We start from the raw sequence: 24800 nt of genomic DNA on the forward strand, positions 1-24800 counted from the left end.
CTAGGAATAAAAATAGAAATTAGGTAGCTAGATGTCATCTAAGGTTATTGTTACAATTTTCGGTGCGAGTGGAGACCTGGCTAAACGCAAGCTCTACCCTTCCCTATTTAGACTATATAAATCCGGCAATCTTTCCGAGCACTTTGCCGTTATTGGAACTGCTCGTCGTCCTTGGAGCAAGGAATATTTTGAATCTGTTGTAGTCGAATCTATCCTTGATTTGGCAGATAGTACCGAACAGGCTCAGGAATTCGCTAGTCACTTCTACTATCAAAGTCATGATGTCAATGATACAGAACACTACATTGCTCTACGTCAATTGCAGGCTGAATTAAATGACAAGTACCAAGCGGAACACAACAAGCTCTTCTTCTTGTCTATGGCACCTCAGTTCTTTGGAACCATTGCCAAACACCTCAAGTCTGAAAACATTGTTGACGGTAAAGGTTTTGAACGTTTAATCGTTGAAAAACCATTTGGTACAGATTACGCAAGCGCAAGCAAGTTGAATGACGAGCTCCTAGCAACATTTGACGAAGAACAAATTTTCCGTATCGATCATTATCTTGGTAAGGAAATGATCCAAAGTATCTTTGCAGTTCGCTTTGCCAACCTGATTTTTGAAAACGTTTGGAACAAGGATTTTATCGATAATGTTCAAATTACCTTTGCGGAGCGCTTGGGTGTAGAAGAACGTGGTGGCTACTATGATGAATCTGGTGCCCTCCGTGACATGGTACAAAACCATACTTTGCAACTTCTTTCTCTGCTTGCCATGGATAAGCCAGCAAGCTTCACAAAAGACGAGATTCGTGCTGAAAAGATTAAAGTCTTTAAAAACCTCTATCATCCAACTGATGAAGAGCTTAAAGAACACTTTATCCGTGGTCAATACCGTTCAGGTAAGATTGAGGGCATGAAATACATTTCTTATCGTAGCGAACCAAATGTTAATCCAGAATCAACAACTGAAACCTTTGCATCTGGTGCCTTCTTCGTGGACAGCGATCGCTTCCGTGGTGTTCCATTCTTCTTCCGTACTGGTAAACGTCTGACTGAAAAAGGAACTCATGTCAACATCGTCTTTAAACAAATGGACTCTATCTTTGGAGAACCACTTGCTCCAAATATTTTGACCATCTATATCCAACCAACAGAAGGTTTCTCTCTTAGCCTAAATGGTAAGCAGGTGGGAGAAGAATTCAACTTGGCTCCTAACTCACTGGATTACCGTACAGATGCGACCGCAACTGGTGCTTCTCCAGAACCATACGAAAAATTGATCTATGATGTCTTAAATAATAACTCAACTAACTTTAGTCACTGGGATGAAGTTGGTGCGTCATGGAAATTGATTGACCGTATCGAAGAGCTCTGGGCTGAAAATGGTGCCCCACTTCATGATTATAAAGCTGGAAGCATGGGACCTCAAGCCAGCTTTGACTTACTTGAAAAATTCGATGCCAAATGGACTTGGCAACCAGATATCGCCTATTGTCAAGATGGTCGTTTAGAATCATGACCACTCGTCAAATAGGTGGTTTGAACCAGGGCTATAAGCCCAAATCACCAGCCAGCGCCTAAAGACGCTGGCTTTCACGTTGTTCAAGCCTTATTGCTCTTGACTCGTCACTTGCCTCTTAATACTCAATGAAAATCAAAGAGCAAACTAGGAAACTAGTCGCAGGTTGCTCAAAACACTGTTTTGAGGTTGTAGATAAGACTGACGAAGTCAGTCACATATATACGGCAAGGTAACGTTGACGTGGTTTGAAGAGATTTTCGAAGAGTATAAAGAGGCTTTAGTATTACTTACCACTATCTCTAAAGGGAGCCTCATATTCTTTTACACTTAATTTATCTAGTGCTATATCATGCTTTACTCGTTCTCAAATTTTCATACTCGTGAAGAAATCATCCACTGGATCATTTCTTTAATCTTGAATATATTTCTTAATTGTGGCTTCATTGAGTCCCACCGTACTTACATAATAACCTTCCGCCCAGAAATGCCGATTCCCAAACTTGTACTTGAGATTGGCGTGTTTATCAAACATCATGAGTGCACTTTTACCTTTTAAATCCCCCATGAAACTTGAAACACTTATCCTCGGTGGAATACTGACTAACATATGTACATGGTCTGGCATTAAGTGACCCTCGATAATTTCAACTCCTTTATAACTACATAATCGGCGGAATATTTCTCCCAAATTGCTTCGATATTGATTATAGATTACTTTTCGTCTATACTTAGGGGTGAACACAATGTGATAGAACACATCCACTTTGTGTGTGATAAACTATGTGCCTTTTGTGCCATATTTTTCTCCTTTCGCTTTACAATTGGCTTGAACACCTTTATTGTATCGCGTTTGGAGTTTTTTGGGTATAACCTTCGACGCGCACCCGCATAGCGGGTGTTTTTTTTGTCTCGCACCTAGCGGAGCGAGACTGACTAATAGTCACATAAATAAAAACGAGAGAGCTGACGCATCAGTCCCTCCTAGACATAAACAAGTGTGCCCGTTTACTGAAGATATTAGATCATCATGCTACGCAACAAATTGTTGCCTGAAAATTCTTGAAATTTGTTTTGATGCGAGTATAATATGAATTAAATTAACATAAGGGAGGCATACGCCTATGATTGGTGACTTTCTAAAGCAACGTAGATTAGCAATGGGGTTTACTCAAGAATTTGTAGCAAATCAATTAAAACTAAGCCGACAGGCTATTTCAAATTGGGAAAATGACTCTCGTGATATCAATGTTAGAGACTTAATAGCTTATGCAAAGCTACTAGAAATATCCTTCGAAGATTTAGAAGTTAGTTTAAATCAACCAAGTGCTTTAACTAAAGAAAGCATATCTAAAATATCAGATGGCGTTGTACCCAAGCATTTTAATTTAAAATTACAAAGACAAGAGCAGACTGAAGCTACCAGCACTCAAAAGCTTCACGTCAAAATCGAAGGAGATAAAGTTATCGGCGTTCATATTCTATTATCTTGCTTATTTTTGAATAAAAACAAGTTAATAATTAGAAACTGCCCTACTGCCTTTGATTTTCTAAATATACTCTATGAATTTGGAAAGAATGAGTGGTCTGATTCTTTCACCTATGAAGATACTATAGAGGTTAGCTCTAAAAGGATGCCTACAGATATTACATCTCTCAATAAAATTAGTAGAGCTAGCATTGGTACTATAACAGCTTTGACTTATCGATATCACCATCTTTTATTTGCATTTCCTGGAGGAGACGATTTTTGTTTCAGACCTATTGACTTACACCTTGATATTCTCTCCACCGTAGCGAGCTATACCTATCAAGAAGAGAATAAAATCTTTTATTCTGAGAAGAATGACTTACTAAATAAAAATATCACCTTGAATTGTTACGCTGATGGGAGTAAAAGTGTTGGTGCTTTCTTCAATGCTATTAGTTTGGCATATGTTTATCCAAATGAAATTAGAATCAACGGGCTTTCGCCAGACCCTACTGTGTCCTATCTCATTACATTACTAGAGTCTTCAACTAATCGTACAGTGCAATATCTAACATCTGATAAAATTGTCATTTCCAAAGTGGATTCTATTGAAATTAAAGATGCAGAAATCACATTACCTCCCGATATGTCTATGCTTGTATCCTATGTCTTGCTATTCTGGGATGAGTTAGAAAATATCATTTTTGACAATGTATTTATCAGAGATATTCCTCAAAGTTACATTGACCTTTTTACAAAATTAGGACTAAATATCATTGAAGACAAACACACAATTCAGTTCAAAAAAGCATCTCAAATAGAGTCCGAGTACTTTGAATTTTTACGTTTAGGTGCTGCACCATTTATTACAAGTGATTTAGGTCCTATTCTATCAGAATTTTTAGCCTTTCACAATATATCATCCATCCTATTTGATGAAGTATTTATTCAAAGAATCAATCATATTGCAGAATTACACAAATTGGGAATTAGAATAAAAGTTTTGAGTAACGGTGCATTAAAAACACAAGACAAACTATCAGATATTGACACAAATTTAAAAATGTATCATTTAAATGATACATGTGCAGGTATGGCTATCTTGATGGGAATCATTCAAGTTCATCTTGATAAAGTGATGCTATCAAATTTTGACACTGTTCTTCACGGATTCGGAAACATACAAAAGGTATTATGTTCATTAGGATATAAAGGAGAGATTTATGGATAACCTACACTTTTACTCATCAAAGAAATCTACGAAATTTCTGACATATCTTCCCAAGACAACTTGTTTCTTAGGTGCATGCACTGCTCAAAATCTAGCCCTTGGAATTGACTATTTTTCCAACAGTCAAATTAAAACTTTTTCTCCTTATGATACCATTTTTAATGCACCATCCTTACTAAAGGATTTAGAAATCATTGCATTTGAATTGAATCATCATATCTTGATAGATACCAAACAAAAAGTATTTTATGATGAAGTTCGTTTTTGGAATCGTTCAGAGAGTTTTAAAAAGGTCATAAACGAAAATTTACAGATTGATACTTGTGTTAAGAGAGCAATAACTGAATCAGATTTACTAATCGTCTCTCTCGGATCCGTTGAAATGTGGTCTAAGTCTAAACACGTAATGAACATACTTCCAAGAAATCAGTTTTTCAACCCAGAGATTAAAAATGTCTATCTATCGTCCGACGATATACTTAATTTTGCTAAACAAATTATGCGAGTTGTACAACTTATTAACCCTAAAATTAAGATTCAATTTTCAATTCCCTATGTACTTCTTAAAGCTTCTGAAAAGTTTCATAATCTGCATTTGGCTACGACTGAAAATTATCGTATTATCAAAGATGCCATTATGGAATTAGGGGACGACTATTACTTTCCTGAATATGAACTATTCAAATACTATGTCGAAAAAAATAATCATCCTTTCCAAGAAGATGGAAGACATCCCTCTGTCAAGCTAATTGCAGATATATCTAAACACATTGTTAAAGAAATTAACAAGGATTATCTATTAGATACACCCAACAAACCATTTGCAATCAACAAAGTCGATAGCCGAGGTAAAATCAATGGTAAAGAATACTTATAGTGACGATTTACAACGTATCTTTAAAGCTCAGACTCTCCCATCATCGCCTTTGATAAGAGAAGAAAAGAACTTATTTACTTTTTCACCAATTCAAGATGAGCTAGAGTATTTTAAAGAAAAGAAAGATGGTTTATATGTAAAAGAACAAGTTTGTTTCCGAAATGTCTACCCTGCTAACTTAGTAAACCCTATCTCTACCCCATGCCAAACTTTAATTAGTTTATTTTCCTTCCGTGAAGAGAAATATGGACAAATTATTGAAACCTTTATCACAAAATTTTTAAATAAATGGATTCCTTTCGATAACATTTATATTATATGTCCAAAAATGACTGATATCCTTGGTCAACTGTACAATGTTACTAATCACATTATCGAAATTGATAAAAATCGACTTCAGTGTCATGTTCCTTTATCAGGGAATCATTACTACATTAAAATTTGTAGCAAGTACCACGATGGTTTGGTAACATTAGCAAATTTTGTTCTAATCAATTTTCAAGGAGGATTTCAGTCTCAATTAGACAGTGTCTTCTTTCCTTTAAGATTAGATATGATTCGTGAACAAGCGAAATCTATTTACGAGTCGCAAAATTTTCTAGCCACCTACAATAAGTTATATAAATTTTCTAGTAATCATGAACTGACGCATTTTTTCATCAGTCAACTAGAAGCTTTAACCATTTTATTCCCGGAAATTGGAACATTTGGCAATCATAGACACAGCTATGCCCTAAAAAAACTAGCTAGAGAAATCTTTTTGGAATGTGATATTCATAATATCTCACTAGAGGACGTCTTAAATGAGTTTTCAACGATTAAAATCGAATTGCTAAAACAGTACAAGGAATATTCTCGGAATATCAATAAAGCATTAAAGAAAGTCAAAAAGAGTAGGGATACAATGGGGGCAGATTATGCCTATCAGACATTAGGTATTCCTTATAAACTCTACAAAAATCAGATTGATCCCACTTACAAACTACCTGAGTTGCCGAGCAACTTTGCTTATTATAGAGATTCGCATAAAAACCTCTATCAAAATCCAATAGAAAGTTATAAATAATCATGGCAAAATTACTTATCTTACACCCCTATCGTGAAACTTACACCGATATTTACTCTTGTCTTTCCAAAAATCATCACTATACACTCCTGATTGATGATAGCAAAGTAGAATCATTTGAAACGAATAAACCAACCAATGTCACTCTAGTTACTACCCAACATTATCCTGAAAAGAGAAAAGAAACCTCACAAGGAATCCTACAACGATCTCATTTCGATGCGATTGTTGCTTTAGATGAGTTTGATATGGTATTGGCTGCAGAATTACGAGAACAATTTCATATTAAGGGCCAATCAGTCAATCAAGCAAAAACTTTCCGTGATAAAGACAAAATGACACAGAAAGTCAGTGAACTAGGTTTTAAAATCCCCCATTCCCGGAAAATCTCATCTTATGAGGAATTGAAAAACTTTTTCAAAGAACATGGAGATATTATTCTAAAACCTTTGGATGGAGCTGGTTCTGTTGATACTTTCCACTTAAAAAGTGATAACGACTTAACTCCTTTTGATTCCGATAACTTTTGGGGAGATAAGACTGTCTTGGTTCAAGAATATATTTATTCAGATGTTTATCACATAGATGGATTTGTATCGCATGGAAATATCATTTATTGTGAACCGTCCCAATATATCTTCAATCCCTTGCTAATTAAAGAAGGAATTTCAGCTGCGGGAGTTTCCTTGGATTACACTTCAAAACATTTCAAAAAACTTGTTGATTACGCCTCTGAACTGTCTAAAAAACTCTACCCAGACGGAACATTTCTTTTTCACTTAGAGGTGTTTTACGATGGACACGAAATCATTTTTTTGGAGATTGCTTCACGCATTGGTGGTGCACGGATTCGTCAAAATCTACAATATAAACTGACCTACAATCCACTTGAGCTTCTCTTGACAGCCATCTGTAATGACACCTTACCCATACTTCCAACCGTATTTCCAGTTACTGGCTGGCTTCTAACTGCCAAAAAGGAGGGAGTCATCCAACAACTCCCAGAACTAACGGAAACGATAAAAGAACAGTACTCTATCTTTGACTATATTACTTACACGCAAGTTGGTAAACAGTTGCATTCTGCTTTTCACAGTGCAGATGCTGTTGTCGGTTTTTCTTGTCATGGTTTAACATTCCGAGAAACAAAAAACAATCTCTTAGGAGCTGAGACTTGGGTGTTAGAAAACACGAGGTATAAGAAATGAAATATTTTATTTATCGCTTTTCTCCTGCAAGTATTGGTATTAAAGCAAAAGAAAATTTAGGTATTATCTGTCCTAGCAGACAAGAAAAAAATTATCTGTCAGTTGGATTTTTAAAGAACCAAATTTTTTGTATAGATGATTTTAGCCAAATTAATCTACTCTTTTTTTTCAAAGATATACAGAACATAGAGGATATTTTCACACTAGATGAAGGACTCATGCATATTGTCGGTATCTTAAAATCGCTTTTCACCTCCGATAAAGAGGCTTGGAAAATCGCTTATACTTATAAAGACAAGAAAATCATGCGCACTCAGCTGAGTGAACAAATCAGTCAACCTCAACTATTGAACCCAAATGATAGTCTTCCTAATACCTTTCTGATTAAACCTAGATGTGAAGCTTCTGGCAAAGATATTCATATTATCTCTCAAATACCAGAGTATTATACAGCTGAGAATTTTCTTTTAGAAAGTCTGGAACAATTTGATACCATGTTTACTTGTGATGGTATAGCTATTAATGGAAAAATCCAATACTTTTTTACACATGAATATATAGGAAATATCCTAGATATTAAAACAACCTTCATCAATATCGTCCGTACAAACTCTCACTATAATAATCCCCTCTTCATTCAACGATTAAAAACTGAAACCCAAAAAGTATTGGACAGTTTAGGAACTGAGAAAATCCATCCTTTCCATGCAGAGTTCTTTTATAACTCCACTACAGATGAGATAAGCTTTTGTGAAATTGGAAAGCGGTTTGGTGGAGGAAATATTCCTTTGCTTATCAAATGTGCCTTTCAAATTGACATCCTAGATACTTACTGGAATCTTATAAATAGTGTTTCTATACAAGCAGAGATTCCAACATCACCCAGTAAAATTGCACTGACTTTAGCTATTTTTCAGAATGGCCATCATCAAGCTCCTCCAAAGCTCCCTTTCCCTATCGAATTTTTTAGAGAATATCCTGAAAAGATAAACTGTCCTGCTCATTCACTAGATGATTTACGCTATCTCATCACTACTAGTGTAAAGAATGAGAAGGAATTTACACTCATAAACGAGCTACTTGAGGAATATAAGTATGAACAAAGAGAATAAAAATATCCTACTACTGATTATCAGGGGACAAACAACAAACTTGGGTAATATTATTTTTGATTATGCCAATAAACTATTAATCGCAAACCTCACCGTTCAATCCTCATTCTTTATGATGCTTTATCAGTCTAGCGAATCCATTGTTCGCTTACTATTTAATCTATTTGCAGGATATGTTGCTGATTTTAGCGATAGAAAACGTATGCTCATTCTAACAGATGTGATTGCTGCAATTGCAACTTTCTTACTATTTTTATTTTATAATCCGCAAAATATCTGGATATTGGTTGTTGTCAATATATTACTGGCTATTTTATTTAGTTTTAACGGCCCAGCTTATAAGGCTATTATAAAAGACCTTCTTTCCAGCGATGGAATCTTTACCTATAACTCTATTTCTAAAATAGTAGCTGAGATTGTTGGAGTTGGAGCACCGCTAGCTTCCGTCTTTGTTATCCATCAATTTGGATTTAGATATGGTATGCTGATTAACTCTTTCTCTTTTATTATTTCAGCTTTGTGTGAATATCGTTTTCACATTTTACATCACCATAATACTATCCAATCAAAATTTTTTACTGGATTAAAAGAAGGTTTTACCTACCTCTATGAAGACAAAACACTCCTAACCATTTTAATTTCTTCCGCCTTTCTAAACTTCTTAGATGCGATCTATTCCTTCTATCTTCCATTCACATCAACCTTTTCTCAATTCCATCAAATTTTTGCTTATATTCTCGTTTCTCAATCTATCGGAAGTATCTTAGGAGCTCTTATCATCAGTCTAAACAAGAAAAAGATTGAACCGAGATACTTTCTTCATTTCTTATTGCCAGGTGCAGTTTCCTTAATACTTATTAATCTTTTTCAGTCCTCGCAAATTATCTTATTGATTCTATTTGCTCTGTTCTCTACAACTGTTTCAATGTTCAATGTGAATTTAATGTCACATCTCCAAGTTTCTATAGATTCCAATTTCTTAGGACGCATTTTTAGCATCATATTCACTATCAGTGGTATCTTTGCTCCTTTCGGAACTATGTTTGCATCATGGATTGATTTTAAAAATTGGCAAATATTTCAATATATAGGTATTGTTCAACTGCTGATTTATATAATCAGTTTACTAGCACTTAATAAGAGTTCCAAAAAAAGTTAAATCATCCAGCTACACAGCACAAAATTTAGGAAGATTATTCAATTCAAAATTGAAAATCTTTTTGAAATAAGCTGTAATAAATTTAAGTAGTGATAGGAGATAGGATAGTGCCTACAATCAGTTTAACACGTGATATAAAGCTAACAAATGAAGATGCTTTAAAAATTTTCAACCATCAATCATCTGAAAAATTACAAGAAATATTGAGATCTATTGAATCACAAGATGCCTCCACCCTAACGGAAAATAAACTCATACTCAATGAAAATCAAAGAGCAAACTAGGAAACTAGCCGCAGGCTGTACTTGAGTACGGCAAGGCGACGTTGACGCGGTTTGAATTTGATTTTCGAAGAGTATCATTTCAAAATATTTATAACTCATCGCTCTTACAATAAAAAATATCCTGCAAGTTTGTGCCTTGCAGGATATTTGCTTCTGATTAGATTAAGCCTTCCAAGAGACCTTTCATAAAGTTTTCTGAGTTAAACTCTCCAATATCATCGATTTTTTCACCAAAACCAATCAATTTTACAGGAATATTGAGTTCTTCACGGATGGCTAAAACAACACCACCTCGAGCAGTACCATCAATCTTAGTCAAGACAATTCCTGTCAAAGGAGTGATTTTCGAAAATTCTTTGGCCTGTACAAGAGCGTTTTGACCTGTTGATGCATCAAGTGCTAAGAAGGTTTCATGGGGTGCTTCTGGCACAACACGTTTGATGATGCGACCAATCTTTTCCAACTCAGCCATGAGGTTGTCCTTGTTTTGCAAACGACCAGCAGTATCAATCATGAGAATATCAATTCCTTCTGCTACAGCTCGTTCCATACCATCAAAGACCACGCTGGCTGGATCAGCTTTTTCAGGTCCAGTCACAACTGGAACGTCCACACGACGGCCCCATTCAGCTAGTTGGGCTACTGCCCCTGCACGGAAGGTATCTGCTGCAACCAGCATGACCTTCTTACCTGCTTGTTTGTAGCGGTGGGCTAGTTTCCCGATAGAAGTTGTTTTCCCAACACCATTCACACCAACAAAGAGCATGACTGTCAAGCCATCTTGAAATTGGATACTTTCATCATAGTTGCCATCCTTTTCATAAAGCTCAACCAATTTCTCAATGATGACGCGACGAAGGGCGTCAGGTTTCTTGGCGTTTTCAAGCTTGGCTTCGTAGCGTAGCTCCTCTGTTAAGTTAGAAGCCACCTGGACACCAACGTCACTCATAATCAGCAGTTCTTCCAGTTCTTCGAAGAATTCTTCATCGACAGAACGGAAGTTGGCAAAGAAAGCGTTCAAGCGGGCACCAAAGCCTGTACGAGTTTTCTTAAGACTGCGGTCATATTTTTCCTGAACAGTTTCTTCTGCTTGAGGTCTTTCTGCTTCAAGCACTTTAGAACTATTTTCTTCTACAGTCTCTAGGAGCTCAGTATTATCTTCCTCTGTGACTTCTTCTGAGTTTGGCAATTCTTCGACTTCTTCTTGAGAAACTTCTACAACTGACTCTGAATCCAGACTTTCTTCAACTGTGTATTGGATTTTCTCTTCTTGGAGCACAGCTTGTTCAACAATTTCAACTTCTGCATCTTCTTGAGGAACTTCCTCAGCTTCTGTAAGAGAAGACTCAACATCTTCAGACAAATCAAGATTTTCCAGAGCTTCTTTTACAACTTCTTCGATTTTAGGTTCTTCTTTTTTTCCGAATAGACGGTCAAATAATCCCATATCTTAGTTCTCCTTTAGCACGTATTCTTCGATAGCCCAGACGACAGCCTCTTCATCGTTGGTCATTGGCGTCACTACATTTGCGACTGCCTTAACTTCAGGAACAGCGTTTTGCATGGCAACACCGAGCCCTGCCCATTCAATCATAGAGAGGTCATTGGCCTCGTCACCACAAGCCATGACTTGGCTTTGGTCGATTCCGAGATGGCTGATTAGTTTTGCTAAACCTGTTGCTTTATGAACATTCTTTGGTGACCACTCTAGCAACATTTCACGTGATTTAAAGATTTCATATTGGTCAAACAATTCTAGAGAAATCTTCTGAATGGCTGCATCCAAGGGTTCTTGAGCAAAGGCGGTCACGCATTTGTTGTAGGTCATTTGACTAGATAAGTCTTCAAAGTCCACTGGAACAAAGGTCAAAGCTGGATTGAATTTGGCATAAAGACTTTCTTGGTCAGATTGAATTTGATAAACAGTTCCTTCTGAAATAGCATCAAGAGGCAGTGATAATTTCTCTGTTTCTTCATACAAGCGTGCCACATCATCATATGAAAAGACTGTCTTATCAAGGATTTCACCTGTATTTTTCTGAACCAAACCACCATTAAAAGTAATCGTATACTCATCTTCCTGGCCGTCAGTCCCTAGCTCATGGAGGAAGAAATCCATGGCTTTTAAGGGACGACCAGTTGTCAATACGACCTTGATACCACGATCACGCGCAGCTTTCAGGGTTGCCTTGGTACGATCCGTCAACCTTTTATCAGTAGTCAGCAAGGTCCCGTCCAAGTCCAATGCAATCAATTTTATATCTGCCATTATAAGCCCTCCATATAAGCTATAACCGACTGGTCCTTATGGTGACCAATCACAGTTTCTACTAATTCTAAAATTTCTGGTCGCGCATTTTCAGGAGCCACAGGATGACCGACAACCTGCATCATGTGCAAGTCATTTAGATTGTCTCCAAAAGCCATAACCTGATCCATTGTGATACCAAGTTTTTTAGCTAATTCAACAATGGCCACACCCTTATCGACATAGTCCAGAACGATATCAATAGATTCAAAGCCAGTTGTCATAGCCTTAACACCAGGAACGTTTTCGTTTACCCAAGTTTCACCAGCTTCCAACGTTTCTTCTGTGAAGTTGGTTGTAAATTTGAAAATGTCATCTGTAATATCTTCCAAACTCGCTACTTTTTGGATATTTTCATTATAACGCTGGCTCTCTTTCAAATAGGTCTCATCAACCGTATCTAGCACATAAGAGCCTTTTTTGCCCGTCAAGAGCAATTTATTGATATCTACATAAGGTGACGTTTTCAGCTTTTCAAAAGTGGATAGATAAAAGTCACGAGACATGGTCGCTTCATACAAATCCTGACCTTGATATTCGACCAAACTACCATTTTCCGCGATAAAAATAATATCATCACGAACATCAGCAAATAATTTTTCTAAGGATAGAAATCCGCGCCCCGAAGCCACCGCAAAGTAAATCCCTTTTTCCTTGTAGGAAGCAAAAAGAGACTTGAGGCGGTCCATATCAAAGCGCCCATTCCCATCTAGGAAGGTTCCGTCCATATCCGTTGCTACTAGTTTAATTGTCATCATTCAATACTTTCTAAATCTTTTAACTTAACCGAAACAATTTTTGAAACACCCGATTCCTGCATGGTCACTCCATAGATGGAATCAGCCGCTGCCATGGTTCCCTTACGGTGGGTCACAACGATAAACTGGCTGTCCTTGTCAAAGCGGTTGAGGTAATCCCCAAAACGTTTAACATTGGCTTCGTCTAGCGCAGCCTCTACCTCATCCAAGATGACAAATGGAATGGTCTTGACACGGATAATGGAGAAGAGCAAGGCAAGAGCCGATAGGGCTTTTTCCCCACCACTCATAAGGTTGAGAGACTGGATTTTCTTGCCTGGTGGTTGAACAGAAATCTCAACCCCAGCTGTCAGTAAGTCTCCCTCAGTCAAAATCAGGTCAGCCTGACCTCCGCCAAACATCTGCTTGAAGGTCACTTTAAAGGACTCACGAATAGCCTCAAAGGTTGATTTAAAGCGTTCCTTAACCTCATCATTCATCTCTGTGATAGTCTCAAGAAGCAGATTTTTCGCTGACAAAATATCATCTCGCTGGCTATTTAGGAAGTCCAGACGGTTGTGGACTTCTTCGTACTGTTCAATAGCTTCCAAGTTGACAGGACCCAGTGAGCGAATAGCCTTCTCTAAATCCTGCACCTCTTGCTCTGCCAGATTGAGGTTTTCCAATTCATGCGCTTTTTCTAGAGCTTCAGTATAGCTAATCTGGTACTGGTCTGTTAATTGACTTTGTAGATGGCGCAAGCGCTCGCTGACCTTTTCTTTCTTGGCTTCAGCACGTGTTTGCTTGCGAATCCACTCCTCATTCTGCTGGCGAGCCTGATCCAAATGACTAGCAATATCATCCAGCTGCCCTTCAATATCATCCAACTCAAACTGCTTGCGAATCAAACCTTGTTGGAGGCTTGTTTTCTGAGTTTTGGCTTCTTCGGCCTGTTGACTGAGCAAGGCTGTATCAACCTTCTCCAGATTATCAACCTTTTCTTGAAGAAGGCGCTGAATTTCCTCTTGTTCGATATTCAGATTGTCCAATTCCTTGCCTAAACGCTCAATATCAGCTACTTCATAACGTTTTTGTCCTTGCAGTTCAGTCTTAAGCAAGCGAGCCTGCGCTACCTCTTCCTGCAAGTTTTGATAGCGTTCTTGGATGGCGTTTTTGTTAGACTTAATCTCTTCAATCTCAGCTTCCAGATTTTGCTTGTCGCTGGAGATAGTAGTGAGGCGCTCTTGGCATTTTTCCTTATCTGCTTGCCAATCTCCCTCAGAAAGACGATCTAATTCCTCTTCTTGGAGTTTCAAAAGAGTTTCTAGCTCTTCAACTTGTTGACTGGTCTGCTGATAAGCGAGGGCCAAGCCCTGCTCCTGGATACGAGCCTGCTCTCCCTGAGATTTGATGGTTTCTAACTTTTCTGTCAATGAAACCATCTCATCTTGCCAGATCTTCAAACTCGCTTCATCTGAACGCAAACTTGCTTCTTCTTCAGCAATTTCTTTTTGCAATTGTTCCAGTTCTGGCTTGATGAAGATACTGTTATTTTGGCGATTGGCACCACCTGCATAAGAACCACCTGTGCGCAACTCTGTCCCATCTAAAGTCACCATACGAACCTGATAACGAACCTGGCGAGCTGCTGCACGCGCATGTTCTACTGTATCAAATATGGCCGTCGTGGCTAGCAAATTCTTGAAAATAGCTTCCAGTCTAGTATCGAATGTCACCAGCTCATCTGCCATGCCCAGAAATCCTGGACTTGCAGCGATAGCATCTTGGTTCTGGCTAGAAATCGTACGCGCCTTGATCGTTGTCAACGGAAGGAAAGTCGCACGACCAGCTCTATTTCGTTTTAGGAAATCAATTGCCTTGGTTGCCACATGTTCATCTTCTACGATGATATGCTGACTGCTGGCTCCAAGCGCAATCTCTAGGGCAGTTTGATAATGCACATCAAAAGTCAGGTGCTCACTGACTGCACCAATAATCCCACCAAGGCGATCTTTTTCTTGGAGAACACTCTTAACACCTGCATAAAAGTTACTATGATTTCTCAGGATATTTTCCAAACTTTGGGCTCTAGCCTGCTTGTTTTTAAGACTGTCCAGACGGTCAAAGAGTTGACTTTGTTGAGCTTGATAGGAAGCTTTCTGCTCCTCTTGCTCCTTGGCAATAGCTTGGTAGTCGGCCAATAATTTTTGAACCTGCTCCTTAGCAGTTTCAAGCTCCGCCTTTTGCTGACTAGCCTTCTCTTTAGCTGTAGCCAGTTGTTCTTTCAGCTTTTCTAGTTGATCTGCTTGTTTTTGAGAAAGCTGACGACTATTTTCCAACTCGTTTTCGATACGGGTCAACTGGTTTGAGACGTCTGCTTCTTCTTGTAAAAGCGCCACAAAGCGTTCACGTAATAGCTCAATCATCTGATCAGGATCATCTGAAAAAGCCAGCAATTCAGCTTCTAAACGATTGAGTTTTTGATTATTTTGGACTAGATTTTCTTCTAAGAGAGCTAAAGAACTTTCTTTATCAGATTTTTCTTTGCTAAGCGAATTTCTCTTATCCTCCAAAGCAGCCAAACGAGCTTGTGCTTCCTGTTGATTCAGGGCTACTTGCTCAGATTCCAGTTTCGATAGGGCTAATTTTCTCTCTAAATCACTAATCAGACTGGTCAAGTCCATCAAACTGCCTTGATCTTTGGCCATTTCAGCCTGTAAATCTTGGCGTTGCTTCTTGAGATTCTGATTTTCCTCTTCTAATTTTTCACGCTTCTGGTAATAGCTCGTCAAGAGTTCCTGAACCTGCGCCAACTCTTCTTCTGTCGACTCTAGTTCAGCCTTATTTTCCTTGATTTGAGCAACCAGCACGTCTAAATAAATAGCCTTGCGTTGACCTTCCAAGTCTAAAAACTTACGAGCATTTTCAGCTTGCTTCTCAAGAGGCTTGATTTGATTGTCCAACTCGTAGATAATATCCTCTAAGCGGTCTAGATTATCCTGAGTTTGTTGTAGTTTGCTCTCAGTTTCTTTTCTGCGAGTCTTGTATTTTAAAACTCCAGCAGCTTCTTCAAAAATAGCTCGGCGTTCTTCAGGCTTGGAATTAAAAATCTCCTCAACCTTCCCTTGGGAAATAATGGAGAAGGAATCTCGTCCCAATCCAGTATCCAAGAAGAGGTCATGAATATCACGCAGACGCACTTTCTTGCCGTCAATCTTGTATTCGCTATCTCCACTACGATAGATATGGCGTTCCACCCTAATTTCTTGGCCTGCATCCTTGATAAATCCGTCATTATTATCCAGAGTCACAACTACAGAAGCATAATTGAGCGGTTTGCGACTTTCAGTTCCAGCAAAAATAACATCCGGCATCTTGCCCCCACGGAGACTCTTGACACTAGACTCTCCCAAGGCCCAACGCAGACTTTCTGTAATATTCGACTTTCCTGATCCATTTGGCCCCACAACTGCTGTAACCCCTTGGTCAAACACAACCTTGGTTTTATCAGCGAAAGACTTGAATCCCTGAATTTCGATTTCCTTTAAATACATGAATCCAGCCCTTTCTCAACGGCATTTTTGGCAGCTTCCTGCTCTGCTAATTTCTTAGAACGACCTTGGCCTTGACCAATGCTCTTACCTTCAACGAGAACTTCTACTTCAAAAACCTTATCGTGGGCAGGACCTGTTTCAGATATCACTTGATACCGAATAGCCACATCCCCATTGACCTGAAGTAACTCTTGAAGATGGGTTTTGTAGTCTGTAATCATCTCAAACTCGCCTGCTTCAACCTTAGGAATCATAACTTGATAGATAAATGCCTTAACCTTGGCCACATCCTTGTCCAAAAGGAGGGCACCAAGAAAGGCTTCAAAGGCATCACCAAGAATGGTGTCACGATTGCGACCGCCAGATTTTTCTTCCCCTTTACCCAACTTGATAAATTGATCAAACTGGCAATCACGCGCAAAACCAGCCAAACTCTCCTCACGGACAATCATAGCACGGAGTTTAGACAAGTCACCCTCAGGCTTTTTAGGATATTTTTTATACAGATATTCTGAAATCAATAACTGTAGAACAGCGTCTCCTAAAAATTCCAAGCGCTCATTGTGTGAAATTTTTAAGAGGCGGTGCTCATTGGCATAACTCGTATGAGTAAAGGCAGTCTCCAGTAAATTTTTGTCTGCAAATTCGATTGCAAAATGGTTCTTTAGTACAGTTTGTAATTCTTTCATACCAACCTCTTTCTAACTGATAACAGTCCTTTTTATTATATCAAAAAAAGCCCCCTGAGTCACTTTAAAACGGGGCTGGAGGGGATTTGGGCATTCTATAGACAGAGTTTTTCAGTTTTATACTCAATGAAAATCAAAGAGCAAACTAGGAAGCTAGCCGCAGGCTGCTCAAAGCACTGCTTTGAGGTTGTAGATAGAACTGACGAAGTCAGCTCAAAACACTGTTTTGAGGTTGCAGATAGAACTGACGAAGTCAGTAACATAACTACGGTAAGGCGACGCTGACGTGGTTTGAAGAGATTTTCGAAGAGTATTAGAGTCAAATTTGAGACAGGATAAATACAAAAGCCCTATTAAAGGCTTTCTTAGGGTTTTTACATCCACCCTGAGGGAATCGAACCCCCATCTCAAGAACCGGAATCTTACGTGATATCCATTACACTAAGGGTGGAAACTTGTTTTATTATAACAAAAATTTGCTCTAATAACAAGTTTTTTCTAGTGATATAACCCGTCTTAGTGGGAAGCATCCCCATTCCAGATGGAGTTTTTCACGATAACATAATCAACGTGTTTAAGGTCAGCAACCTGACGTCCACCTGCATAAGAAATAGCACTTTGAAGGTCTTGTTCCATCTCAGTTAAAGTATCTTGTAGATGGCCTTTGGCAGGAAGTAAGATACGTTTTCCTTCGACGTTTTTATAAGCTCCTTTTTGGTATTGGGAAGCTGAACCATAGTATTCTTTGAACTGTTCACCATCGACTTCAATCGTTTTCCCTGGACTTTCGATGTGTCCTGCAAAGAGGGAACCAATCATGACCATGCTGGCACCAAAACGGATAGACTTGGCAATATCACCGTGAGTACGAATTCCTCCATCAGCGATAATCGGTTTACGTGCAGCCTTGGCACACCAGCGTAGAGCAGCCAACTGCCAACCACCTGTACCAAAACCAGTCTTGACCTTGGTGATACAAACCTTACCAGGACCGATTCCAACCTTAGTAGCATCCGCACCAGCATTTTCCAATTCACGCACAGCTTCTGGTGTTCCCACATTTCCAGCAATAACAAAAGTATCTGGCAATTCTTTCTTGATGTGTTGAATCATAGAAATCACGCTATCCGCATGACCATGGGCAATATCAATAGTGATATACTCAGGAGCGTCAGCCTTGAGCTGGCTAACAAAATCATACTCATAGTCCTTAACACCGACAGAAATAGAAGCAATGAGCCCTTGATCGTGCATGCGTTTGATAAAAGGAATGCGTCCCGCCTCATCAAAACGATGCATAATGTAGAAGTAGCCCCCTTTAGCCAGTTGCTCTGCTACATTTTCATCCAAAATCGTTTGCATATTAGCTGGTACAACAGGTAGTTTAAAGGTGTGATTTCCTAGAGTGACGCTTGTATCCGCTTCTGCACGGCTTTTAATGACACATTTATTTGGAATCAATTGAATATCTTCGTAATCAAAAATTGGAAATTCATTTAACATATCGATGTCTCGTTTCTTTTGTAATGACCTACCTATGCTCTCGCATCACTACGTCTTTTCCGACGTTTCCTTAATTTATTATAAACCAAAGTACAGTTTTTGTCAAATAATGTTATAATTTAAAATATATTGTTCGGATTTTGTTGTATAAATAATAAAAGAAAGAGGAGAGATTATTTTCTCCCCACTTCTTCTCTATCTTAATAATACTCACCCTGACGATAGTCCCATGAGTTAAAGGTATCTGACAGGTGCATCATGATTTTATCAATATCAAGACCTTTACGGATCACAACTGGAGCTGGTGAAGTTGAACGTGCTCCTCCTTGTTCTGGGATGAGTTTACCATCTTTATCGACCATAGACACCATCACACCTTGCTCGTAGCGAGTTTCAATCGTTTTGTCAGGTTGGATGGATGCCACGTAGTCGTCTGCTTCTATGACAAGGTCCACTGATCCTTCGATACGTTCTCCGATACCTTCTACCTTACCGCGGTTTCCTTTTCCAGATGGGTTTGCTGATGAAGCATATACCATCTTGCCTTCTTCCCAAAGTTTAGCAGCCAATTGTTCACCAGCCTTACCAAATTTGATAACAAAACAGCTAGTACCACGCACGTCTGTCATGAGTTCTTCACGGCCATCACCGTATGCTTTGAGTTTTTCAAAGGCTTCTGGTTTCCAAGGAAGGATACAACCAAGGAGAATGTCTTCGTCCCAATGTTTTTGGTAAAAGGCTTCAATTTCTGGGTTGAGTTGTGCTAAAGCGCGAAGCTCGTCCATGCTACCGCAGAGAACAACCCCTGGTTTGTTACGGTTACGCTCTTTGGCTGCGAACTTACGCTCAAGTCCTGCCTTGTCACTGGTCATGATGATATAACCAACTTTTGTAGGGCAAACGATACATCCGCCCTCACCTTTTAAAATGTCGTAGCCTTCTTGTGAAAGTGTTCCGTTCCATTGAATGTGTTTTGTCATAGTTCTATATTTCCTTTTCTATTTTTTCTAATCCTGCCAGTAGGCTGGTCGTTGTTTTTCATAAGCAGCAATCAAGTCTTCATACTGCAAAGTAATACCGATATCATCCAAACCATTTAAGAGCTTGTGTTTCCATTCGCTATCAATTTCGAAAGTGAATTCTCCAACTGGTGAGATGATTTTCTGTTGTTCCAAGTCCACAGTTACCTGATCGGTTGGTTTAAGCTGGGCTAGCTTTTCTCTAACCTCTCTGGGCTGAACAATAGGCAACATACCATTATTGAGTTCATTATTGTAATGAATGTCACCGAAAGATCCTGCAATCACTACCTTAAAACCATAGTCTGCTAAGGCCCAAGCTGCATGTTCCCTCGAAGACCCTGCCCCAAAGTTATCCCCTGAGATGAGGATACTGGCTTTCCGGTATTCAGGTCGGTTAAAGACAAAGTCAGGATCCTCAGTGTAGTTATCGTCCAGATAACGCCAAGCATACATGAGGTACTTACCAAAGCCTTTTTTATCAATTAACTTGAGAAACTGCTTGGGTAGGATTTGGTCGGTGTCGATGTTATCATTCATGAGAGGAACGGTCGTTCCTGTATAAACTGTAAATTTTTCCATATCCTCTCCTTACTGGGCTTCTGGCATTTGTCGAACATCTACAAAGCGCCCTGCAATAGCTGCTGCTGCTGCCATGGCTGGACTACAGAGATGGGTCTTAGCACCAAAGCCTTGTCTGTCTTCAAAGTTGCGGTTGCTGGTTGAGGCGCAGTGGACACCATCAGGCACCTTATCAGGATTCATCCCCAGGCACATGGAGCAACCCGGGTCTCTCCACTCAAAGCCAGCGTCTAGGAAAACCTTGTCCAAGCCCAACTTCTCCGCAGCTCGTTTGACAGGACGAGAGCCTGGAACTACGATAGCTGTTAAGTTGGGAGCAATCTTCTTCCCTTTGACAAATCGAGCAGCCAGTTGCAAATCGCTGAGACGAGCATTGGTACATGAGCCAATAAAGATATAGCCTAGTTCAATATCCGCTGGCTTTTGACCAGGCTCCAAATCCATGTAATGATAAGCTCGTTCATCATTCATATCCTTAATTTCTGGGAAACTGCTGTCAAAGTCAACTCCCATAGCAGGATTGGTTCCCCAGGTTACCATGGGAGCCAAGTCAGAAACATCCATCTGGATAACCTTATCGTAAACGGCATCATCATCACTGACAAGGGTTTTCCAATCAGCCACAGCCTCTTCGAAATTCTCTGGAATACACTCACGTCCCTTAAGATAATCATAGGTGGTTTGGTCCGGATTCATGATTCCCATCTTGGATCCAAACTCGATGGACATATTGCAGATGGTCATTCGCTCTTCCATGCTCAGTGCATCAATAGCTTGACCTCGATATTCCACCACGTAGCCAACACCACAGGCAACGCCGTACTTGGCAATCAAGGCTAAAATGAAGTCCTTGGAATAAACTCCTTTTTGAGGAACACCAGTGAATTCTACCAACATTTTCTTGGGTTTAACTTGCCAGAGGGTCTGGGTAGCAAAGACATGCTCAACCTCACTGGTCCCAATTCCAAATGCGATAGCTCCGAAAGCTCCGTGGGTTGCTGTGTGACTGTCTCCACAGACAATGAATTTTCCTGGTTGGGTCCGTCCTGTTTCTGGACCAACCATGTGTACGATCCCTTGTTTTTCAGAACCGTGGGCCGCATGTTCAATCCCAAATTCCTCAACATTTTCAGCTAGCTTATCAATTTGAGCCTTGGAAATCACATCTCGAATATCATAGATATTGACTGTTGGAACATTGTGGTCAAAGGTTCCAAATGTCAAGTCTGGTCGTCTCAATCTACGACCTGCATCTCGTAATCCTTGAAAAGCCTGAGGACTGGTCACTTCGTGAATATAGTGCTGGTCCACATACATGAGTTGGGGTTGCCCCTCTTCTCCTGTGATGACATGACGGTCCCATAATTTATCAAAAATCGATTTTCCTGCCATCTATTACCTCCAAATAACATATAAGGCTCCTAGTGTGGTCACCATCCCAAGAAACCAAACCGTTTTAAAGTACCATTTTCGAGTCTTGTGGTGAAAGGTGATTCCTGCTAACCAAGCTCCAAAACCACCACAAGTAAAGGCTAAAATGAGTAAGATTTTCTCTGGGATGCGCCAAACTCTTCTCCTTGCCTTAGATTTGTCAATGCCATAAATCAAGAAAATTATGACATTCCAAATCAAAAGGACTAGAGTAATTTTTTCGTCTAACTTCATAACCTTGCAATAATAGCTTCCGTCATTTCCTTGGTCGAAGCCTGTCCACCTATATCTCTCGTTAAAATGCCAGCTGCCAAACTGGCTTCTACTGCACGTTCGATACGCTCTGCATCCTCATAACGACCAAAACTGTCTCTAAGCATCATAGCAACAGACAAAATCATGGAAATAGGATTGGCAATTCCTTGACCTGCAATATCGGGTGCCGAACCATGAATGGGTTCATAGAGACTTGGATCCTTTTCAGAGTGACTGGCTGATGGCATGACTCCAAGTGTGCCAGATAGGACACTTGATTCATCAGATAAGATATCTCCAAAAAGATTCTCCGTCACGATGACATCAAACTTAGCAGGATTGGTAATCATAAGCATGGCAGCTGAGTCGACTAGCTGGTGCTCCAAGGTTACATCTGGGAAATCCTGTGCGACTTCCTCAGCTACTCTGCGCCAGAGTTTTGAGGTCGCTAGAACATTTTGCTTATCGATACTAGTAACGATTTTTCTCCGACTTCTTGCGATTTCAAATGCCTTACGAATAATCCGCTCTACTTCTTCATAGCTATAGTCATTGATATCACGTGCTTTTTGCTCTCCAAGGATATGGTCCCCAAAGTAAATCCCGCCTGTCAACTCACGCACCACGACAAAGTCTACACCAGCAATTCGTTCTGGTTTGAGTGGTGACAAATGCTTGAGACTGTCAAAGATTTTTACGGGGCGAATATTGGCATAAAGATTGAGTTCCTTACGGAGAGCCAGCAGTCCTTGTTCAGGCCGAACCGCTGCCCCATCATACTGGGGACTCCCAATAGCCGCTAGGAGAATGGCATCTGCTTCTCTACAAGCCTTAAGAGTATCATCAGGTAAGGGATGGCCTGCTGCATCAATACCTGCACCTCCAAAAGGTCGTCTGTCTATTTCATAGACAAAGCCTGTTTTTTTAGCTAGGGCTTCCAGAACATCTAAACCAGCCTCCATGATTTCTGGGCCGATTCCATCCCCTGCTAGAGCTACTATTTTCTTTGTCATAGCATCCTCCTTTACACACTAGGCATATCGCGATAGGAAACGCTACGGCCCATCTCGCCAGCATTCTCTTTTTGAACAAAGGTATTGGCATTGATGTAGGCAATAGCCGAAGCTTTCAACACATCGAAATCAAGACCTGCTGCATTAAAGATGGTTTCTGTATCTCTGTTTTCAACAGTAACCAAGACCCGAGCCTGGGCATCAATTCCATCCGTTACCGCGTCAATAGTATAGGACACCAAGCGGACGGATTGGTTAAAGAACTTGTCGATAGCGTTAAAGATCGCTTCAACGGAACCTTGACCTGTCGCATTAAATTCAACTTTCTCACCATCCATATTGGCTAGGCTAACGAGTGCTTCAATGTCATTATCTGCATGAGTTTGAAGTTGTAAATCATCAAAGTGGAAACCTTCTGGGTTTTCAACCATGGTTCCAGCTACCAGAGCACGAATATCTGCATCTGTGATTTCTTGTTTCTTGTCTGCCAGCGCCTTGAACTTGGCAAAGAGTGGTTTGATATCCTCTTCTGAAAAGTCTAGGGCCAATTCTCTTAGTTTTTCAACAAAGGCATGGCGACCTGACAATTTTCCAAGAGGAAGGCTATTGCTCTTAACACCAACCAATTCAGGGGTGATAATCTCATAAGTAAGAGGATTTTTAAGGACTCCGTCTTGGTGAATACCAGATTCGTGAGAAAAGGCATTACCACCAACCACAGCCTTGTTTTTAGGAACCGGAATACCTGAGAAGCGAGAAACCATTTCTGACGTATTTATTGTTTCATTTAGGACAATACTTGTTTCTGCTTGATAGTAATCTTGGCGAATATTGAGGGCCACTGCAATTTCTTCAAGGGCAGCATTTCCAGCTCGCTCACCAATACCGTTGATGGTTCCTTCAACACGTCCTGCTCCATTCTTGACAGCAGCAAGGCTATTTGCCACTGCCATTCCGAGGTCATCGTGACAGTGAGGCGAATAGATAATCTGACGATCTGTCTTAACATTCTCAATCAGGTGTTTGAAGATAGCACCGTACTCTTCTGGAGTGGTGAATCCAACCGTGTCAGGGATATTGATATAAGACGCCCCTGCATCAACCGCTGTTTGAACAACTTGCAAGAGGAAATCTAACTCTGTTCTAGTCGCATCCTCTGGAGAGAATTCGACCACTTCAAACTTAGAACGTGCATAAGAGACATGCTCCTTAATAGCTTCCAAAATCTCTTCCTTGCTCTTATTGAGCTTATACTTGCGGTGAATCGGACTGGTAGCGATAAAAACGTGAACCTGTGGATACTTGGCGTCCTTGAGGGCCTCGTAACAAGCATCAATATCAGACCTGACAGAACGGGCCAAACCAGTCACTGCTGTTTTCTTCAAGACCTTAGCAATCTCCTGAACTGCCGTAAATGAGTCTGGACTCGCCGCTGGAAAACCAGCCTCGATTGCTGAAATGCCCCATTTCTCCAGCTGCCTTGCGATGGCAATTTTTTCTTTGATTGAAAAATTAACACCTGGTGTCTGTTCTCCATCCCGAAGGCTGGTATCTAGAAATTCAACTGTTCTCATAAGATTTCCCCTTTTCCAAATGTGGTTTTAAAAAAACATCTCGCTTAGAAACCCAAGCGAGATGTTGATTCACTCCCGCTTGGTAAGCCAAACAGGACTAATGCTTTTTGCACTAGCCCGAGTACCTCAACAACAAAGCAAATTGATTAAACTTAGCTGTTTTCATGTTTGACTTTCTCCTTCGTTTGATATCTTGTTTAGTATT

Annotated in this window: 20 protein-coding genes, 1 tRNA gene and 1 pseudogene; 8 read left to right on the top strand and 14 right to left on the bottom strand. The window is 39.9% G+C overall.

The genetic code is table 11. The features are described from left to right. Positions 1-31: 31 nt before the first annotated feature. The gene (gene zwf, locus SK629_RS04350) at positions 32-1522 is read left to right on the top strand and encodes a glucose-6-phosphate dehydrogenase (protein ID WP_042900755.1); all 1491 of its coding nucleotides are present in this window, start codon (positions 32-34) and stop codon (positions 1520-1522) included. Positions 1523-1808: 286 nt separating this feature from the next. Here zwf and tnpA read toward each other — a convergent pair. Continuing rightward, positions 1809-2323, bottom strand: a pseudogene (gene tnpA, locus SK629_RS04355) (IS200/IS605 family transposase). A gap of 323 nt (positions 2324-2646) precedes the next feature. Here tnpA and SK629_RS04360 point away from each other — a divergent pair. The 7 genes from SK629_RS04360 to SK629_RS12475 all read left to right on the top strand — a co-directional run bounded on the left by SK629_RS04360 (position 2647) and on the right by SK629_RS12475 (position 9930). Continuing rightward, entirely contained in the window at positions 2647-4224 is a 1578-nt protein-coding gene (locus tag SK629_RS04360) for a helix-turn-helix domain-containing protein (RefSeq protein ID WP_042900756.1), read from the top strand. Beyond that, entirely contained in the window at positions 4217-5101 is an 885-nt protein-coding gene (locus SK629_RS04365) for a GSCFA domain-containing protein (RefSeq protein WP_042900757.1), read from the top strand. The genes SK629_RS04360 and SK629_RS04365 overlap by 8 nt, the downstream gene beginning before the upstream one ends. Then, positions 5082-6167: a hypothetical protein gene (locus SK629_RS04370; RefSeq protein ID WP_042900758.1), complete on the top strand. Its 1086-nt coding sequence runs from the start codon at positions 5082-5084 to the stop codon at positions 6165-6167. Before SK629_RS04365 ends, SK629_RS04370 begins: the two co-directional genes overlap by 20 nt. A 2-nt stretch (positions 6168-6169) precedes the next feature. Then, positions 6170-7375, top strand: a complete 1206-nt coding sequence (locus SK629_RS04375; protein ID WP_042900759.1) for an ATP-grasp domain-containing protein — start codon at positions 6170-6172, stop codon at positions 7373-7375. Further along, on the top strand, positions 7372-8487 hold the full coding sequence (locus SK629_RS04380) for a biotin carboxylase (protein WP_042900760.1): 1116 nt from the start codon (positions 7372-7374) through the stop codon (positions 8485-8487). Before SK629_RS04375 ends, SK629_RS04380 begins: the two co-directional genes overlap by 4 nt. Next, entirely contained in the window at positions 8471-9646 is a 1176-nt protein-coding gene (locus SK629_RS04385) for an MFS transporter (protein ID WP_042900761.1), read from the top strand. The genes SK629_RS04380 and SK629_RS04385 overlap by 17 nt, the downstream gene beginning before the upstream one ends. Before the next feature lie 107 nt (positions 9647-9753). Further along, positions 9754-9930 (top strand): hypothetical protein, encoded by a 177-nt coding sequence (locus SK629_RS12475; protein WP_200872336.1) that lies wholly within the window; start codon positions 9754-9756, stop codon positions 9928-9930. Positions 9931-10087: 157 nt separating this feature from the next. Here SK629_RS12475 and ftsY read toward each other — a convergent pair whose 3' ends face one another. From ftsY to SK629_RS04455, 13 genes are all read right to left on the bottom strand, one after another. Continuing rightward, the gene (gene ftsY / locus SK629_RS04390) at positions 10088-11377 is read right to left on the bottom strand and encodes a signal recognition particle-docking protein FtsY (RefSeq protein ID WP_042900762.1); all 1290 of its coding nucleotides are present in this window, start codon (positions 11375-11377) and stop codon (positions 10088-10090) included. 3 nt (positions 11378-11380) lie between these two features. Then, on the bottom strand, positions 11381-12199 hold the full coding sequence (locus SK629_RS04395; protein ID WP_042900763.1) for a Cof-type HAD-IIB family hydrolase: 819 nt from the start codon (positions 12197-12199) through the stop codon (positions 11381-11383). After that, complete coding sequence (locus SK629_RS04400; protein ID WP_042900912.1) at positions 12199-12993, bottom strand: Cof-type HAD-IIB family hydrolase; 795 nt, start codon at positions 12991-12993, stop codon at positions 12199-12201. The genes SK629_RS04395 and SK629_RS04400 overlap by 1 nt, the downstream gene beginning before the upstream one ends. Next, positions 12993-16529, bottom strand: coding sequence for a chromosome segregation protein SMC (gene smc / locus SK629_RS04405; RefSeq protein WP_042900764.1), 3537 nt, complete (start codon positions 16527-16529; stop codon positions 12993-12995). The genes SK629_RS04400 and smc overlap by 1 nt, the downstream gene beginning before the upstream one ends. Next, positions 16520-17218: a ribonuclease III gene (rnc, locus tag SK629_RS04410; protein WP_042900765.1), complete on the bottom strand. Its 699-nt coding sequence runs from the start codon at positions 17216-17218 to the stop codon at positions 16520-16522. The genes smc and rnc overlap by 10 nt, the downstream gene beginning before the upstream one ends. A 379-nt stretch (positions 17219-17597) precedes the next feature. Further along, positions 17598-17669 (bottom strand) — tRNA-Arg (locus tag SK629_RS04420). Between the two features lie 65 nt (positions 17670-17734). Continuing rightward, a complete protein-coding gene (locus tag SK629_RS04425) occupies positions 17735-18721 on the bottom strand; it encodes a GMP reductase (protein ID WP_000931164.1) in 987 nt (328 codons plus the stop codon). A 200-nt stretch (positions 18722-18921) separates the two neighbouring features. Then, complete coding sequence (locus tag SK629_RS04430) at positions 18922-19701, bottom strand: L-threonylcarbamoyladenylate synthase (protein ID WP_042900766.1); 780 nt, start codon at positions 19699-19701, stop codon at positions 18922-18924. A gap of 27 nt (positions 19702-19728) precedes the next feature. After that, positions 19729-20322 (bottom strand): 3-isopropylmalate dehydratase small subunit, encoded by a 594-nt coding sequence (gene leuD / locus SK629_RS04435; protein WP_000410640.1) that lies wholly within the window; start codon positions 20320-20322, stop codon positions 19729-19731. Positions 20323-20331: 9 nt separating this feature from the next. After that, entirely contained in the window at positions 20332-21714 is a 1383-nt protein-coding gene (gene leuC, locus SK629_RS04440) for a 3-isopropylmalate dehydratase large subunit (protein ID WP_042900768.1), read from the bottom strand. 3 nt (positions 21715-21717) lie between these two features. Next, positions 21718-21987, bottom strand: a complete 270-nt coding sequence (locus tag SK629_RS04445; protein ID WP_042900769.1) for a DUF1294 domain-containing protein — start codon at positions 21985-21987, stop codon at positions 21718-21720. Further along, on the bottom strand, positions 21984-23021 hold the full coding sequence (gene leuB, locus SK629_RS04450) for a 3-isopropylmalate dehydrogenase (protein ID WP_042900770.1): 1038 nt from the start codon (positions 23019-23021) through the stop codon (positions 21984-21986). Before leuB ends, SK629_RS04445 begins: the two co-directional genes overlap by 4 nt. Before the next feature lie 11 nt (positions 23022-23032). Beyond that, on the bottom strand, positions 23033-24595 hold the full coding sequence (locus SK629_RS04455) for a 2-isopropylmalate synthase (protein ID WP_042900771.1): 1563 nt from the start codon (positions 24593-24595) through the stop codon (positions 23033-23035). Positions 24596-24800: the final 205 nt, after the last annotated feature.

Origin of the sequence: Streptococcus mitis, from assembly GCF_000722695.1 — a bacterium.
GTDB classification, from domain to species: domain Bacteria; phylum Bacillota; class Bacilli; order Lactobacillales; family Streptococcaceae; genus Streptococcus; species Streptococcus mitis_O.

Bases quoted from the DNA above. Each gene is read 5' to 3' on its own strand.
- SK629_RS04375 (WP_042900759.1), top strand. From the start codon at position 6,170: ATGGCAAAATTACTTATCTTACACCCCTATCGTGAAACTTACACCGAT.
- SK629_RS04395 (WP_042900763.1), bottom strand. From the start codon at position 12,199: ATGGCAGATATAAAATTGATTGCATTGGACTTGGACGGGACCTTGCTG.
- SK629_RS04380 (WP_042900760.1), top strand. From the start codon at position 7,372: ATGAAATATTTTATTTATCGCTTTTCTCCTGCAAGTATTGGTATTAAA.
- SK629_RS04385 (WP_042900761.1), top strand. From the start codon at position 8,471: ATGAACAAAGAGAATAAAAATATCCTACTACTGATTATCAGGGGACAA.
- smc (WP_042900764.1), bottom strand. From the start codon at position 16,529: ATGTATTTAAAGGAAATCGAAATTCAGGGATTCAAGTCTTTCGCTGAT.
- ftsY (WP_042900762.1), bottom strand. From the start codon at position 11,377: ATGGGATTATTTGACCGTCTATTCGGAAAAAAAGAAGAACCTAAAATC.
- SK629_RS04360 (WP_042900756.1), top strand. From the start codon at position 2,647: ATGATTGGTGACTTTCTAAAGCAACGTAGATTAGCAATGGGGTTTACT.
- SK629_RS04365 (WP_042900757.1), top strand. From the start codon at position 4,217: ATGGATAACCTACACTTTTACTCATCAAAGAAATCTACGAAATTTCTG.
- SK629_RS04430 (WP_042900766.1), bottom strand. From the start codon at position 19,701: ATGACAAAACACATTCAATGGAACGGAACACTTTCACAAGAAGGCTAC.
- zwf (WP_042900755.1), top strand. From the start codon at position 32: ATGTCATCTAAGGTTATTGTTACAATTTTCGGTGCGAGTGGAGACCTG.
- SK629_RS04370 (WP_042900758.1), top strand. From the start codon at position 5,082: ATGGTAAAGAATACTTATAGTGACGATTTACAACGTATCTTTAAAGCT.
- SK629_RS04400 (WP_042900912.1), bottom strand. From the start codon at position 12,993: ATGACAATTAAACTAGTAGCAACGGATATGGACGGAACCTTCCTAGAT.
- leuC (WP_042900768.1), bottom strand. From the start codon at position 21,714: ATGGCAGGAAAATCGATTTTTGATAAATTATGGGACCGTCATGTCATC.
- SK629_RS04455 (WP_042900771.1), bottom strand. From the start codon at position 24,595: ATGAGAACAGTTGAATTTCTAGATACCAGCCTTCGGGATGGAGAACAG.
- leuB (WP_042900770.1), bottom strand. From the start codon at position 23,021: ATGACAAAGAAAATAGTAGCTCTAGCAGGGGATGGAATCGGCCCAGAA.
- SK629_RS04445 (WP_042900769.1), bottom strand. From the start codon at position 21,987: ATGAAGTTAGACGAAAAAATTACTCTAGTCCTTTTGATTTGGAATGTC.
- rnc (WP_042900765.1), bottom strand. From the start codon at position 17,218: ATGAAAGAATTACAAACTGTACTAAAGAACCATTTTGCAATCGAATTT.
- SK629_RS04425 (WP_000931164.1), bottom strand. From the start codon at position 18,721: ATGTTAAATGAATTTCCAATTTTTGATTACGAAGATATTCAATTGATT.
- leuD (WP_000410640.1), bottom strand. From the start codon at position 20,322: ATGGAAAAATTTACAGTTTATACAGGAACGACCGTTCCTCTCATGAAT.